The 15,222-nt window shown below is 64.6% G+C and carries 14 protein-coding genes; 6 read left to right on the forward strand and 8 right to left on the reverse strand.

Going from position 1 to position 15,222, the window contains the following annotated elements:
• Nucleotides 1–2: 2 nt before the first annotated feature.
• The 5 genes from NLM31_RS17980 to NLM31_RS18000 all read right to left on the reverse strand — a co-directional run bounded on the left by NLM31_RS17980 (nt 3) and on the right by NLM31_RS18000 (nt 5,904).
• Nucleotides 3–1,286: a M20/M25/M40 family metallo-hydrolase gene (locus tag NLM31_RS17980; protein ID WP_254193104.1), complete on the reverse strand. Its 1,284-nt coding sequence runs from the start codon at nt 1,284–1,286 to the stop codon at nt 3–5.
• A gap of 147 nt (nt 1,287–1,433) precedes the next feature.
• On the reverse strand, nt 1,434–2,195 hold the full coding sequence (locus NLM31_RS17985; protein WP_254193105.1) for a hypothetical protein: 762 nt from the start codon (nt 2,193–2,195) through the stop codon (nt 1,434–1,436).
• 371 nt (nt 2,196–2,566) lie between these two features.
• A complete protein-coding gene (locus NLM31_RS17990; protein ID WP_254193106.1) occupies nt 2,567–4,168 on the reverse strand; it encodes a TRAP transporter large permease subunit in 1,602 nt (533 codons plus the stop codon).
• A complete protein-coding gene (locus NLM31_RS17995) occupies nt 4,165–4,704 on the reverse strand; it encodes a TRAP transporter small permease subunit (RefSeq protein WP_254130639.1) in 540 nt (179 codons plus the stop codon). Before NLM31_RS17995 ends, NLM31_RS17990 begins: the two co-directional genes overlap by 4 nt.
• Nucleotides 4,705–4,974: 270 nt before the next feature.
• Nucleotides 4,975–5,904: a LysR family transcriptional regulator gene (locus NLM31_RS18000; RefSeq protein WP_254193107.1), complete on the reverse strand. Its 930-nt coding sequence runs from the start codon at nt 5,902–5,904 to the stop codon at nt 4,975–4,977.
• Between the two features lie 121 nt (nt 5,905–6,025).
• Here NLM31_RS18000 and NLM31_RS18005 point away from each other — a divergent pair, with 121 nt between their 5' ends.
• The 3 genes from NLM31_RS18005 to NLM31_RS18015 are packed head-to-tail and all read left to right on the forward strand — an operon-like array spanning nt 6,026 to nt 9,842.
• Nucleotides 6,026–6,898, forward strand: a complete 873-nt coding sequence (locus NLM31_RS18005) for an NAD(P)-dependent oxidoreductase (RefSeq protein WP_254193108.1) — start codon at nt 6,026–6,028, stop codon at nt 6,896–6,898.
• A gap of 8 nt (nt 6,899–6,906) precedes the next feature.
• The gene (locus tag NLM31_RS18010; RefSeq protein ID WP_254193109.1) at nt 6,907–8,436 is read left to right on the forward strand and encodes an aldehyde dehydrogenase family protein; all 1,530 of its coding nucleotides are present in this window, start codon (nt 6,907–6,909) and stop codon (nt 8,434–8,436) included.
• Nucleotides 8,437–8,480: 44 nt separating this feature from the next.
• Nucleotides 8,481–9,842, forward strand: coding sequence for a DUF3100 domain-containing protein (locus NLM31_RS18015; protein WP_254193110.1), 1,362 nt, complete (start codon nt 8,481–8,483; stop codon nt 9,840–9,842).
• Nucleotides 9,843–9,857: 15 nt separating this feature from the next.
• On the opposite strand, the gene moaA is transcribed toward NLM31_RS18015, so the two are convergent.
• The 3 genes from moaA to NLM31_RS18030 form a co-directional block, all read right to left on the reverse strand.
• A complete protein-coding gene (gene moaA, locus NLM31_RS18020; protein ID WP_254193111.1) occupies nt 9,858–10,910 on the reverse strand; it encodes a GTP 3',8-cyclase MoaA in 1,053 nt (350 codons plus the stop codon).
• 108 nt (nt 10,911–11,018) lie between these two features.
• Entirely contained in the window at nt 11,019–11,501 is a 483-nt protein-coding gene (locus NLM31_RS18025) for a hypothetical protein (RefSeq protein ID WP_254193112.1), read from the reverse strand.
• 157 nt (nt 11,502–11,658) lie between these two features.
• Nucleotides 11,659–12,348, reverse strand: a complete 690-nt coding sequence (locus NLM31_RS18030) for an HAD family hydrolase (RefSeq protein ID WP_254130646.1) — start codon at nt 12,346–12,348, stop codon at nt 11,659–11,661.
• A 165-nt stretch (nt 12,349–12,513) separates the two neighbouring features.
• Here NLM31_RS18030 and rpiA point away from each other — a divergent pair, with 165 nt between their 5' ends.
• The 3 genes from rpiA (at nt 12,514) to gor (ending at nt 15,222) form a co-directional block, all read left to right on the forward strand.
• Nucleotides 12,514–13,239, forward strand: a complete 726-nt coding sequence (rpiA, locus tag NLM31_RS18035) for a ribose-5-phosphate isomerase RpiA (protein WP_254193113.1) — start codon at nt 12,514–12,516, stop codon at nt 13,237–13,239.
• A 2-nt stretch (nt 13,240–13,241) separates the two neighbouring features.
• Nucleotides 13,242–13,754: a DUF2059 domain-containing protein gene (locus NLM31_RS18040; protein WP_254130648.1), complete on the forward strand. Its 513-nt coding sequence runs from the start codon at nt 13,242–13,244 to the stop codon at nt 13,752–13,754.
• Nucleotides 13,755–13,833: 79 nt separating this feature from the next.
• Nucleotides 13,834–15,222 carry a glutathione-disulfide reductase gene (gene gor / locus NLM31_RS18045; RefSeq protein WP_254193114.1) on the forward strand — a complete coding sequence of 463 codons (1,389 nt, stop codon included), beginning with the start codon at nt 13,834–13,836 and terminating at the stop codon, nt 15,220–15,222.

The raw sequence follows: 15,222 nt of genomic DNA on the forward strand, positions 1-15,222 counted from the left end.
GGCTACTTCAGCTTGCCGGTCGACAGATCCATGATCATGCGCGTGGTCAGGTAGAGGCGCGGCACGATGGTGTCGAGCTTGACGTATTCGGCGTCGTTGGAATGCGCGCCGAAACCCGACAGGCCCATGCCTTCCACCACGGCGCCCTTGGTCTTGAGCGCGGCAAACGCGGCGTCGGTGCCGCCGCCGGTCGCCTTCTCGTCGACCTTGAGCGGCATTCCGAGCTCCTGATAGATCGTCTTGCCGTAGGCGGCCACGCGACGCGAGGCGTCGTTGGCCTCGAGCGGCGGACGGCGCACTTCGAACTTCAGCTCGACCTTGGAGTCGGGCAGCAGGCGATTCTTGATCTTGTCCTGCAGCGCCTTCTCCAGCTCGTCGAAATCCGACACCTTGAGCGCGCGCGCATCGGCCTGGGCCGTGGCCTCGGCAGGGATCACGTTGCGGTTGGTGCCGGCCTTGGACACCGTCCAGTTCAGCTTCAGGCCCTGCTCGGGCTTCGACAGGTCCTTCATCTGCAGCACCTGATGCGAAAGCTCGTAGAGCGCGTTGATGCCGCCCTCGGGCCGCGCGCCGGCATGCGAGGACTTGCCGGTCACCGTGAGATAGGCCGAGCCGATGCCGCTGGTGGCGAGCCGCAGCGTGCCGTCGGTGCCGCCGCCCTCGAACGAGAACACGACGTCCTGATCGGCGGCGAATTTGGTGATGGTGCTGCGCCAGCCGGGCGAGGAGATCTCCTCGTCGCCATTGGTGAGCACGGTCAGCGTGCCGTATTCCCTGAAGTTCAGTTTCTGCAGCATCGCCACGGTGTGGAGGATGAGCGCGACGCCCTGCTTGTCGTCGGCAATGCCGAGGCCGTAGGCCTTGTCGCCGTCGATGCGAAACGGCTGATCCTTCAGCATGCCCTTCAGGTACACCGTGTCCATATGGGCGATCAGCATGATCTTCCTGGTGCCGGTGCCCTTGAAGGTGGCGTGCACGGCCGGGCCGATCTTGTCCGGCGTGTCGTCGAGACGATAGATGTCGGTGGGCTGCAGGATCTCCACCGTGCCGCCGAGCTGCTTGAGCTGGTCGGCCACGCGGCCTGCGATCACGTTCAGGCCCTCGACATCCCTGCTGCCGGTTTCGATGTTGACGAGGTCGCGCAACGTGTCGAGCAGCGGCTGCTGTTCCTTCTGCGCCAGCGCCTGGACGTCGGCCATCGGCTCGGCGTGCGCCACAGCACAGGCGAGCCAGAGCGAGGCGATGAACGTGCCAGCGAACGATGGGGCAAGGAGCGATCGGGACATGCGCGACGGACCATTGGTTGGATGATGGCCCGGTATGCCTCTGTTTCCGGCGCTTGTCACGCGACACTTGCGCTGCACCCCTCGCCGTGTGGGTGAGGGGGATCGCGTCGACAGACGCTACTCGGTAAGCGACGATCCGTCCTGCGCTCACGGCGGCAGGAGTTCCGCTGCCTGATCAAGCTGGTCAACCGACGCAGCTTCGTTTGGCCGTTCGAATACGAAGCGCGAGATCGTTGATATCGTGGCGCTAGCACTGCCGTCCTGGCCGATAAGGATGAGCCCGGCTCCGCCATTGGCGACGTTCAGAATGACCTCCTCGCCGATCCAGGTCTTGATCGGGTCCATTCCAATGACGAGAAACTCACCCATAGGCTGGTCAAGATATTGAAGCCGCAGTTGCGGGCCGATCTCTGCTGCGGCAATCCCCAAACCGAGCCGTTTCGCGCGCGCGTAAATTGCGGCCAGGGTCACAGGGTCCGTACCAAAGCCAAGCGCGGCCGCCGACACGGTGACGAGATCCACTTCCTTCCTTCTGGAACTAATGGTGAAGGTCGGCCGGGCCATGATTTCCGTCGCTGATCCCCCCACATGGCAGCCGATTGCATCCAACGCGTTACGAAGGGCGAGCGGACTTGAAAAATTGCCGACAGTGATCCTCTTCCACACCGGGAGATCGGCAACGGATCTGACCGGGCTGATCGGCGCATAAGTTGAGGGTGCCGCCTTCAGCTTCAATTGGTTTTGCAACACATCTCGCGCGCTGCATTGCGCGTCAGCCTTGGTCGCGAACTGGAATAGGCACAGCGCGCAGAATATCGCGGTCAGGAGCGGGCAGCGACGATGAGTTGCGGCTGTCGAGGAGTGTTGCCGTGATCGGCAGTCAACGTCCTGATGAGAACCTTGGTCCATGGCAACCTCGCTTGCATGAGGTGCGGACAAAATGAATCAACGTGTTTTTCAATTTCTGGTCGGCCGGTCCGCGTCGTAACGGATCCCTCAAAAGGGGATGCGAGCTTAAGTCCGACGGCGGAGCGTGAACATTGGAAACTTCGGGGTGCGACGAATGTATCAAGGCAAGTCTGCTGACGGGACTCGCACGATAACGGTGCGCGAGCACCGATCTATCGCGGATCGCGCACCCTTTGATCGTGCTCGTGCGCAGTTCAATTCCAGCGCGATAGCCGATGCCGAACTGCGTCCTCCAAAACGGTGGCCCAAGGTGGCCAGCGCACCTTGGGTCCACAACGCGAGAAGGGGGAGGGCAGTCGCGTCCGCGTCGACTATTTCTGCGGCGGGCCGAGATCCAGCGGCGGCAAGTCGATCTGCGGCACCTCGATCTTGACCTTGTCGAGGTCGACATTGACCGGCTTGTCCAAGAGGCCCGTCACCGTGATCGGGAAGGCGATCACGATCAGCACCATGATCATCTGCAGGCCGATCCAGGGCATCGCGCCCCAATAGATGTCCGAGCTCTTCACTTCCTTCGGCGCCACGCCGCGCAGGTAGAACAGCGCGAAACCGAACGGCGGATGCAGGAACGAGGTCTGCATGTTGACGCAGAGCATGACGCCGAACCAGATCAGCGCCGGTCCGTCGCCGACGACGGGGCCGAGGATCTTCTGCGCGATCGGCGCGATCATCGGCAGGATGATGAAGGCGATCTCGAAGAAGTCGAGGAAGAACGCCAGGAAGAAGATGAAGAGGTTGATGAAGATCAGGAAGCCCCAGACGCCGCCGGGCAGCGAGGTCAGGAGATGCTCGAGCCAGACGCCGCCGGAGACGCCGAGGAACACCACCGAGAAGCAGGTCGAGCCGATCAGGATGAAGGTGACCATGCAGGTGAGGCGCATGGTGGATTCATAGCCCTGCTTGATGAGGTCGCGCAGGTCGGGAATGCGGGCGGCCGAGATGCAGATCCAGGCCACCGCCAGATAGGTCAGGGCGAACGCGATCTTGAAGATCAGGTTCTGGGTGAACAGCATCGCGACGATGGTGCCGATGCCGGCGGCGATCACGCCGACGATCAGGATCTTGCGGTCGGTCGAGGTGAAGTCCTTGTGGTGGATCGCAGCGAGCACGATGGCGCCGACTGCGCCCATCGCGCCGGCTTCCGTCGGCGTCGCAAGGCCCATCATCATGGTTCCGAGCACGACGAAGATCAGCACGGCCGAGGGGATGATGCCCATCAGGCACTTCTTCCACAGCGCCCAGCCGGTCAGCGTGCGCGCTTCCAGCGGGACCGGCGGCACGTGCTCCGGCTTGATCAGGCCGAGGATGAAGGTGTAGCCGGCGAACAGCATGATCTGGAACACCGAGGGGCCCCAGGCGCCGAGATACATGTCACCGACCGACTTGCCGAGCTGGTCGGCGAGCACGATCAGCACCAGCGAGGGCGGCACCAGCTGCGTGATGGTGCCGGAGGCCGCCAGCACGCCGGTGATGTAGCGCATGTTGTAGCCGTAGCGGATCATCACAGGCATCGAGATCAGCGCCATGGCGATGACCTGCGCCGCGACCGTGCCGGTGATGGCGCCGAGGATGAAGCCGACGATGATGACGGAATAGCCGAGACCGCCGCGGACCGGGCCGAACAACTGGCCCATCGAATCCAGCATGTCCTCGGCCAGGCCGCATCTTTCCAATATCGCGCCCATGAAGGTGAAGAACGGGATCGCGAGCAGCAGCTCGTTGGAGAGCACGCTGCCGAACACGCGGCCGGGGATCGCCTGGAGGAAGTTGAGGTCGAAGAAACCGAGATGGATGGCGAGGAAGCCGAAGGAGAGGCCGACCGCCGCGAGCGTGAACGCGACCGGGAAGCCGAGCAGCATCACCAGAACCAGGCCGCCGAACATCAGCGGCGGCATCATCTCCAGCGTGATCATTGAGTCGGCCTCTCGTACTTGGCGTCGATCGTCACATAGCCCTGGAGAGCCGCGATACGCTTGATGACTTCGGAAACTCCCTGCAATGCCAGCATCACGAAGCCGGCGGGGATCACGAACTTGATGGGCCAGCGGATCAGGCCGCCGGCATTGCCCGACATCTCGCCGACGTCATAGGCCTGCATGAAGAACGGCCAGGACAGGTAGGCGAGCAGGAGGCAGGAGGGGATCAGGAAGAACAGCGTGCCGATCAGGTCGAGCCAGATCTGGCCGCGCTCGGACAGCATCAGATACATGATCTCGACGCGGACATGCTCGTTGCGCTTGAAGGTGTAGGATGCGCCGAACATCACCAGGATCGCGAACATGTACCATTGCAGCTCCAGCCACCCGTTCGACGAGTAGCTGAAGGCGTAACGGATCATGGCGTTGGCCGCGCTGACCAGGCAGGCGAGAAGCACGAGCAGGTTACAGACGTACCCAATCTTCTCATTGAGGGCGTCGATGGCGTTGCTCACCGCCAGCAATGGACGCATTTTACCTTCTCTCCGTCGCGGCCTAACACTTTGGCAGGAGGCTTCAGCGCGCAAATCTCGGCCCGCGTGCGCAAAGCACGCGATCGCACGGATCACAGTCCGAGAACGATTGCGGCGTCAGTCCTCCCCTCGTGCCTTGCCGTCTTGACCGCGACCGCCAACGGGGCGGGCCGGCTTATTGCTGCCGGGCAAGCAAAGGCGAGGGCACCAAACCAGCGGGCTTGTGCGCCGTCAATCGGAAAATGGGCAAATTGACGGCGGGTCAAAAGCTTAAGGCGGCGGCGGGCGATTCTGAAAGGCCTTCATCCGGCCGATCAAGAACCGGAGCAGCTGGCTGGCCGCGTTCGGCAGCTCGCGACCCAGGCGGGTGATGATGTGCGCTTCCGCCGACGCGAGCAGCGCATTTTCGACCGGAATGGCAACGAGCGATCCGTCCTCCAGATCGGCCGCAACCGAGAAGGCCGGAAGCAAGGTCACACCCAGGTCGGAGCGAACGAAATGTCTCAGGATGCTGATCGAGGTCGTGGTCAGCTTGGGTGAGAGCCCGATCTTCTCGGACGTCTCGGCCATCGTGAGCAACTGGCGCGTGCCGTAGCCCGCATGCATGATCCCGAGCGTGTGTTTGGCGATCTCGCGGAGCTTGACCGCGCGGCGGAGCTTCGCGAGCGGATGGTCAGGGCGCGCGATCAGGCAAATCGGCTGGCGGATCGCGGCGCAGGAGCGGATCCGCGGATCCTGGGGCGGGTGATAGACCAGCCCGATGTGGCAGTGATCGTCCGCGATGGCGCGGATGACCTCGCTGGTGCCCGCGAGTTCCAGCGAAATGGTCAGTCGCGGATGGCGGCGCCAGAACTCGCCGAGCGAGCCGCCCATGAGATCGGCGACAAAGCCCTCGCCCAGCACGATGTCAATGTGACCGCGATGCAGGCCCTGGAGCTCCCGCAACCGGGCCAAAGTGTCGTCGCGGTCGACCGTGTGGCGGCGATAGTGCTCGATCAGGAGCTCGCCGGCTTCGGTCGGCCGTACCCCGCGGCTGTGCCGGTCGAGCAGGGCTGCGTCGAGCTCTTGCTCCAGCAGGGCGATCTGGCGGCTCACCACGGACGGGTTCACGCCGAGCGCGTCGGCGGCGGCGCGTACGGCGCCGTAGCGCGCGGCCTCGGCCAGGTAGCGAAGCCGGTTCTCGTCGATTGGATTGATCATGGCCGGGTTACTCCTGCCAAAGTGTTGCCTATGAGGCAACATTAGGCAACCGCGCCGCTGATGCCCGGGCCGGCCCCGGATCCCTATGATTTCCCGGCAATCTGAGGCGAGGGACAGGGACATGGCAGTCGTTGGCGTCGTTGGGCTCGGGAATATGGGGCGCGGCATGGCGCTCTCGCTCAAGCGAGCCGGGCATGACGTGCTCGGGACCGATGCCTCGGCAGCGGCCCGCAGCGCGATCGCAGCGGAGGGCATCGCGGTTTTCGAAGGCGTCGGACCACTCTGCGCCCGCGCGGATCTGCTGGTCCTCTCCTTGCCGACCGCCGAGATCGTCGAAGCCGTGGTGGCCGGCCCGGGCGGCGTCATCGCCCATGCGAGGCCGGGCCTGCGCGTGGTCGACACCTCGACCTCCCATCCCGACACGACCCGCCGGCTCGCCGCTTCTCTTGCCGCGCAGGGCATGGCGATGATCGATGCGCCGGTCAGCGGCGGTCCGAAGGGCGCGATCACCGCGACGATGACCATGGTGATCGGCGGTGCGGATGATGATGTCGCCGCGGTCGAACCGATCCTCAGCGACATGAGCGCCAAGCGGGTCCATGTCGGATCGGTCGGCGCCGGGCACGTCTGCAAGATCATCAACAACCTGCTCTGCGCGGCACATCTGCTGACCGCAGCCGAAGCGATGCGCATCGCGCGCGACGCCGAGGTCGATCCGGCAAGGCTGCTCGAAGGTCTCAATGCCGGCTCCGGCCGATCCGGTGTCACGCTGGTCAATCTGCCGACATGGATCCTGAACGGTGCCTTCGATTCCGGCTTCACCATGGCGCTGATGCGCAAGGATGTCCGCCTGGCCACTCAACTCATCGCCAAGCTCGCGCTCGATCTGCCGATCGCGCAGGAAACCGCGCGGATCTGGTCGGAGAGCGCCGGCTCGATCGGCGATGGCGAAGACTTCAACAGGATCGTCGAGCTGCAGCTCGGCAGGATGTGAGCGACACCATGACCCCCTTCCTCGACACGCGGCTGCGCGATGCGCTCACCCCGTTCTGGACCGACTGTGCGGCGATCGGATCTTACGTCGCGGGCCGTATCGCTCTCGGTGCGGGCGCGCTCATCACGATCGACGATCCCGCAACGGGTGCGCCGCTCTATGCCTATCATGATGCCGGTGAGGCCGTGGTCGCCGAGGCGGCCAAAGCGGCCGTCGCGGCACAAGGTGCCTGGACACGGCTGACCGGCGCGGGCCGCGGCCGCGTCATGCAGGCGATCGCGCGCGCAATTCAGGGCAAGGCGGAAGAACTGGCGCGCCTGGAGTCGCTGTCGGCCGGCAAGCCGATCCGCGATACCCGCGTCGAGGTCGCCAAGGTCGCCGAGATGTTCGAGTACTATGCCGGCTGGGCCGACAAATTCCATGGCGACGTGATCCCGGTGCCGTCGAGCCATCTCAACTACACCAGGCGCGAGCCCGTCGGAATCGTCCTGCAGATCACCCCCTGGAACGCCCCGATCTTCACCTGCGGCTGGCAGGTCGCGCCCGCCATCGCGATGGGCAACGGCGTGCTGCTGAAACCGTCGGAGCTGACGCCGCTGACCTCGATGGCGCTTGCGCTCCTCGCCGAGCAGGCCGGATTGCCGGTCGGTCTCGTCAACGTGCTCGCGGGCTACGGCCACACGACGGGGCAGGCCGCGCTTGGCCAGCCGGCGGTGAAGAAAGTGGTGTTCGTGGGCTCGGTGCCGACGGGTCGGTTGATCGCGGAAGCAGCCGCCAAGCGGCTGTTGCCCTGCGTGCTCGAGCTCGGTGGCAAGTCCGCCAACATCGTGTTCGCCGACGCCGACCTTGCGCGCGCCGCGATCGGCGCCCAGTCGGCGATCTTCGCCGGCGCCGGGCAGAGTTGCGTCGCCGGCTCGCGGCTGCTGGTCGAGCGCTCCGTCTACGATCGCTTCGTCAAGCTGGTCGCGGATGGCGCCGCGCGGCTGAAAGTCGGTGCACCCGATGCGGCGGATACCGAGGTCGGGCCGATCAACAACGCCCGGCAATACTCCCGCGTGCTCGCGATGGTGAAGCAGGGCCTCGCAGAAGGCGCGACGCTTGCGACCGGCACCGACGGGAGCACGAAGCAGGGCGGCTTCTTCGTCGCTCCGACCGTGTTGCGCGACGTCAGCAACGGCATGGCGGTCGCGCGCGACGAGATTTTTGGACCGGTCGTTGCCGCGATCCCGTTCGACACCGAGGAAGAAGCGATCGCGCTCGCCAACGACAGCGATTTTGGTCTGGCCGGCGCGGTGTGGACGGGCAATGTCGCACGCGCGCATCGGGTCGCCGCGCAAGTCAGGGCCGGGACGTTCTGGATCAACTCCTACAAGACGATCAGCGTCGCATCGCCCTTCGGCGGCTTCGGCATGAGCGGCTATGGCCGTTCGAGTGGCGTCGAGACTCTCTTCGAGTACACCCAGGTCAAGAGCGTCTGGGTCGAGACCGCGGCCGAGCCCGCTGTGGGCTTCGGCTATGCACCGGGCGTGCGGGAGTAGAGCCCGCGAAGGCATTCATCTCATCGTGGAACGGGGGGCTTCGCATGAGCAACGTCACATCGGCATCGCCAACCGCAATCGATGCAAATCGGTCGGGCCTGCCAAAGGTCTTCGTCGGCGTCTTCGTCACCGTCCTGCTCGCTGAATTGATCGGCGCGGTCGCAGTCCCACTCGGCGGGACCTACAAGGTCGTGCTGTTGCCCTTGCTCTGGGCGCTGCTCCTTGGCGCGGCCTGGGGTCTTGCGAGTCCGCGCCTTCCGGCCGTGGTGCGGTTCGAGCTGGGGACCCAGACGGTCGCGGCGGCCGCGCTCCAGCCGGCCTTGCTTCTGTTTGTCGCCAAGCTCGGATTGTTGGTCGGCGGATCGCTGCCGAAAATTCTGACCGCCGGCTGGGCGCTGGTGTTCCAGGAGTTCGGGCATTTTTTCGGCACGATGGTGTTCGGCCTGCCGGTAGCCCTGCTGCTTGGCATCAAGCGAGAAGCGATCGGCGCAACCTTTTCGGTCGGGCGCGAGCCGAGCCTCGCCATCATCGGCGAAAAGTACGGGATGAACAGCGCTGAGGGGCGTGGTGTCCTCGCCGAATACATGACCGGCACGATCTTCGGCGCCGTCTTCATCGCAATCTTCGCGGGTGTCATCACCGGTCTTGGCATCTTCGATCCGCTCGCCCTCGCCATGGGGGCTGGCGTCGGCTCAGGCAGCATGATGGCGGCCGCGTCCGGTGCGATTGCAGCTCAACAGAGCGCTGATCTTGCCAAGGATATCGCTGCCTTCGCCGCGGCGAGCAATCTGATCACGACGACCATTGGGACTTACTTCACGCTGTTTCTGTCGCTGCCTTTCACGGTCTGGGCGTACGGCGTGCTCGAGCCGATCCTTGGTCGCGGCCGCGAGGCCACTTCGGAGGAATTGACATCGCCGGCCGCCGCCGACGCGACGCTTGCGCATCAACAGACGGCGGACGTCTCGGCGATCGAGCGCTTCTCGATCTGGATCGTGAGCGCGCTCATTGCCCTGATCGGCAATTACATTGCCTACAAGACTGTGCCGGACGCCTCGGTTCTCGCCGGCGCCGCGATCATCGTGGCGGCCGTGATGATCGGTCACCTCGTCTATCTGCTGACGAAGGGCTGGGTGCCGGCCGTTGTCTGGGTGTCCCTTGTCGCGATGGCCCTGACCAATCCTGCCATGCCCTTTGCTGCCGAGATCGCAGCCATGACCGGTAAGATCAACTTTCTCGCGCTTGCGACGCCGCTCCTGGCGTTTGCGGGTCTATCCATCGCCAAGGACATGCCGGCGTTTCGATCGCTCGGCTGGCGGATCGTCGTAGTCTCGCTGATGGCGAATGCGGGTACGTTCCTGGGCGCGACGATCATCGCCCAGTTCTTCATGCACAAGCCGGCCTGATCGTTCCCGGTCGTCCTAGCCGCCGGTGACGCTCATGTGCCTTGAGACGCTCGGGCGGTCGTGGCGGCGGTCGATGATGAAATCGTGGCCCTTGGGCTTCAGCCCGATGGCGCGGTCGATCGCAGCCGCTAGCAGTGTGTCGTCATCAGATGCACGGAGCGGCTTGCGCAGATCCGAGGCATCCTCGTGGCCGAGGCAGGTGTGCAGCGTGCCCGTGCAGGTGACGCGCACTCGGTTGCAGGATTCGCAGAAATTATGAGTCATCGGCGTGATGAAGCCGAGCTTGCCGCCGGTCTCGGCAACGCTGACATAGCGCGCCGGCCCGCCGGTGCTCTCGGCGAGATCCGTCAGCGTGAACTGCTGAGCGAGCCGCGCGCGCACCAGTGACAGCGGCAGGTACTGGTCGATGCGGCCTGAACCGATCTCGCCCATCGGCATCACCTCGATCAAGGTCAGCCCCATGTTCTTGCCATGAGCCCAGCGCATCAGATCGGGAAGCTCGTCCTCGTTGAGGTTCTTCAGCGCCACCGCGTTGATCTTTACCGCGAGCCCTGCAGCGCGCGCCGCCTCGATGCCTTCCAGCACCTTGTCGATCTCGCCCCAGCGCGTGATCTCGCGAAATTTCTTGGGATCGAGCGTGTCGAGCGAGACGTTGATGCGGCGGACGCCGCAATCGGCGAGCTCCTGCGCATGCTTTGCCAGCTGCGTGCCGTTGGTGGTCAGCGTCAGTTCGCCCAGCGCGCCGCTCGTCAGATGGCGCGACAGCGAGCGCACCAGCGACATCACGTTGCGCCGGACCAGCGGCTCGCCGCCGGTGAGCCGCAGCTTCTTCACGCCCTTGGCGATGAAGGCGGAACAGAGCCGGTCGAGTTCCTCGAGCGTCAGCAGGTCGGCCTTGGGCAGGAACGTCATGTCTTCCGACATGCAATAGAAGCAGCGCAGATCGCAGCGATCGGTCACGGACACACGCAGATAGGAGATGGTCCGTCCGAACGGATCGGTCATCGCGCTCGACAGCGCGGCGAGGGGGCTCGCTGGAGCGAGAGGGCTCGCGATAGGTCCGTTCATACCAAATGCCTTGTCACTTACGGCGACGGGCGCACCTTTGCTTCAGCGGTGCTTGAGACACAATCTAAGCATCGGACGCGGCTGAGACAATCGGGTGGTATACGTAGATTAGCGCTTGCCCGCGTTCGGATCGGGGAACGCAGAACCGGCTGCGGGCGCTGCAGCATCGGCCGGCGCCGCGTCGGGTGCGGCTGCGGCCGGTTTCGGCTTCTTCGGCCGGTGCGGCTTCTTCTTTACGGGCTTGGGCGGCACCGCCGGCTGAAGCTCCGCGAACACCGGGTTCGGATCGGTGGTCACCGTAGCGGGCGTGGTGAAATCGCCGGGATTCTTGATCACATTCACCGGCACGCTGGTCGGCTGGTACTTGTTGAGGACGTAGTCGACCGTGAAGGGAGCCTCCGGCGCGGGAACCGAGACGGAGCAGGGGGTCTTGCAGCCCGGACCGAGCGAGGTTTTGGCGTCGGCGCCCGGAGGATTGGATTCGAGCCGGACCTGGACGGTCGGCGGCGCCGATTTGAACATGTCCCAAGACATCGAGGAGCAGCCGCCAAGGCTCGCTCCCGCTAGCGCAATCGCGATGACACGACGCATGACCATCCACTTCTACTGCGACGAACCGCCACATAACCCCGCGCGGACCTTATGAGCGTCGCCTGGGGCAAGCAACCGGCGGACTGCGCATAGTTAATAGATGGTTAACGCAGGGTTCCGTGGAATAACGCAGCCATGTCAGGGCCTTGCGCGGAGGCTAGGCCGTCATCAGGCTGTTTGCGGCAGCCGGCAGGTCGCGCATGTGATGGATCAGACGGTCCGGCTTCAGATCGGCGATCGGCACGTCCGTGTAGCCGAAACTGACCCCGATCACTGGCACCCCGGCGCGACGGGCCACGCCGACATCGGTTCCGGCGTCGCCGACCATGATGCTGGCTTTGACCTCACCGCCGGCGCGCGCCACGGTCTCGCGGAAAATGGTCGGATCGGGCTTCTGGACGCCAAAAGTGTCCGCGCCGCAGATCGCCGCGAACCGGCGGCTCAGGTCGAGCTGGTCCAGGAGCCGCTTCGACAGCCATTCCAGCTTGTTCGTGCAGACAGCGAGACGATGGCCCTGGGCCGAGAACAGGTCGAGCGCCTCCAGGAGCCCCTCGAAGGGGCGCGATTCGACCGCGATATTGTCGGCGTAATAGGCGATGAAATCCGCCGTCATCCGGTCCATGTCGGCCGGCGTGACCGTGCGGCCCTCGGCCTCCAGGCCTCGCTCGATCAGCTTGCGGGCGCCGGCGCCGATCATGTTGCGGGCCGAGGCCACCGGCACGGGCGGCAGGCCTTCGCGGTCGAGCACGTAATTCAGCGCGGTGATCAGGTCGGGCGCCGTATCCACAAGCGTGCCGTCGAGATCGAAGACGAGAGTGTAGGGGGAGGTCTTTTGGGAGGAGGTCATGATCCAAGCGCTACCGGCCCGGCCGTACCGGTGCAAGGGGCGGGGCTATAAGATCGGCTTATAGACCTGTTCCCGGACCCTGTTCTCCGGGGAAAAACGAGGCTACATAGGCCCGCCGCAACCGACGAGACCTGCGGCACCCCTGACTTGAGAGGCGGCCCGGACGTGAACATGGACCAGTTGAAGCGGCAGGCTGCGGCGCGCGCGCTGGAAGAGGTGCGTGACGGCATGCAGCTCGGCCTCGGGACCGGTTCGACGGCCAAGCACTTCGTCGAGCTGCTGGGCGAACGCGTCGCCGCCGGCCTCAAGGTGATCGGCGTGCCGACATCCGAGGCGACGCGCGCCGATGCGGAGCGCTGCGGCGTGAAGCTGACCACGCTCGATGAGATCGACCATCTCGACATGACTATCGACGGCGCTGACGAGATCGATCCCGAGCTCAATTTGATCAAGGGCGGCGGCGGTGCGCTGCTGCGTGAGAAGATCGTCGCGGCCGCCTCGGATCGCATGATCGTGATCGCCGACGACACCAAATGGGTGCCGACGCTCGGCCGCTTTCCGCTGCCGGTCGAGGTCATCCCGTTCGGGCTCGGCGCGACCCGTCGCGCGATCGAGAAGGCATTTGCGGAATGCGGCGTTTCCGGGCAAATGGCGGTCCGCAAGGCCAAAGGCGGGGTCAAGGATGGCCACGTTTTCGTCACCGATGGCGGACACTGGATCGTCGATGCCGAACTCGGACGTATTGCGGATCCGCCCCGTCTTGCCAAGGCGTTGAGCGCGATCCCCGGCGTGGTCGAGCATGGGTTGTTTATCGGCTTGGCCAGCTCCGCTGTTTTGGCGGGTGGCGAGGGAATTCGCGTGATTGAACGGCGAAAGCCGAAAGGAGACTAGAAATGAAGAGCGCTTTGAAGATCGTGCCCGCTGCGTGCCTCGCCTTCGTGCTGGCACTGGGGGCGGTGCCGGCGGCCGCGCAGCAGCCGGCAGCTCCCACTCCGGGCGCGATTGCGGCGGCGAGGGAGATTTTGACCCTGAAGAACGCCAGCGCGATGTACGCCGGCGCGGTGCCCGGCATGGTCGAGAAGGTCAAGTCCACGCTGATCGGCCAGAACCTCAACTACCAAAAGGATCTCAACGAGCTCGCCCCGGTCATCGCCAAGCAGCTTGCCGGTCGCGAGCAGGAGATCGGCGAGGGCATGGTCGGGGTCTATGCCGGCGAGTTCACCGAGCAGGAGCTGAAGGATCTCGTCACGTTCTACAAATCGCCGCTCGGCCAGAAGCTGATCACCAATGAGCCCAAGGCCATCAGCCTCAGCATGCAGGTCATGAACGATTGGGCGCGGAACTTCTCCGAGGTCGTCGCGAGCGCCTTCCGCGCTGAGATGAAGAAGCGTGGCAAGGACATGTAACAGCACCTATCTGAGAAGGTAGCTGATCAGGAAGCCCCAAAGCCCGCCGCGGTTTGGGTTGAAGAGGTCGGAGTGGACAATGGCTGAATTCGACGTCGACCTCTTTGTCATCGGTGGCGGTTCGGGCGGCGTGCGTGCCGCCCGCATTGCGGCCGGATACGGTGCCCGCGTCATGATCGCGGAAGAGTACCGCATGGGCGGCACCTGCGTGATCCGCGGCTGCGTGCCGAAGAAGCTGTTCGTGATCGGCTCGCATGTCCGTCACGAGCTCGAAGACGCCGCCGGCTTCGGCTGGACCGTTTCGCCCGCGACCTTTGATTGGCCGACTCTGATCGCCAACAAGGACAAGGAAATCGCGCGGCTGGAAGCGGCCTACACGACGAATGTCGAGAAGTCCGGCGCGCAAGTCGTAAAGAGCCGTGCCGTGATCGAGGACCGGCATACGGTTCGACTGCTCGCGGATGACAAGAAGATCACTGCAAAGTACATCCTCATCGCCACCGGTGGCGCGCCCAATCATGGCGCCTCAATTCCCGGCATCGAGCATGTGATCTCGTCCAACGAGGCTTTTCACCTGAAGAAGCTGCCGAGGCGGATCGTGATCCAGGGCGGCGGCTATATCGCACTGGAGTTCGCCGGCATCTTCGCCGGCTTCGGCTCCGACGTCACCGTGATCTATCGCGGCGACAACATCCTGCGCGGCTTCGACGAGGACGTCCGTGCTCACGTCCGAGCTGAGATGGAGAAGCAGGGCATCACCATCCTCACCGGCTGCACGGTGAACAAGGTCGATCGCCATGGCGAGGAATTCACCACGCATCTGTCGAACGGATCGAGCCTCGCGTCCGACCAGGTGATGTTCGCGATCGGCCGTCATCCATCCGTGGCCAATCTCGGCCTGGAGAAGGCCGGCGTCGCCATCAATCAGAAGAACGGCGGCATCGCGGTCGATCATTTCTCGAAGAGCTCGGTCGACAGCATCTACGCGATCGGCGACGTCACCCATCGTCATAATCTGACCCCGGTCGCGATCCGCGAGGGCCACGCCTTCGCCGATACCGTGTTCGGCAAGCGTACGGTGCAGGTCGATCACTCCTACATCCCGACTGCGGTGTTTTCGCAGCCGGAGGTCGGCACCGTCGGCCTGACCGAAACCGAAGCGCGCGCGCAGTTCAGCCACGTCGACATCTACAAGACGTCGTTCCGTCCGATCAAGGCGACGATGTCCGGCCGCGACACCCGCGTGCTGATGAAGCTCGTCGTCGACGGCTCGACCGACCGCGTGCTCGGCTGCCACATCGTCGGCGATTGCGCCGCCGAGGTGACGCAAGTGGTCGCGATCGCGGTGAAGATGAAGGCGACGAAGGCCGATTTCGACGCGACCATCGCGCTGCATCCGACCGCGGCCGAAGAGCTGGTGACGATGCGCACCCCGACCGCGCGCCACGTGCGCCAGGCGGCGGAGTAG

The sequence above is a fragment of the Bradyrhizobium sp. CCGUVB4N genome (assembly GCF_024199945.1).
GTDB lineage: Bacteria > Pseudomonadota > Alphaproteobacteria > Rhizobiales > Xanthobacteraceae > Bradyrhizobium.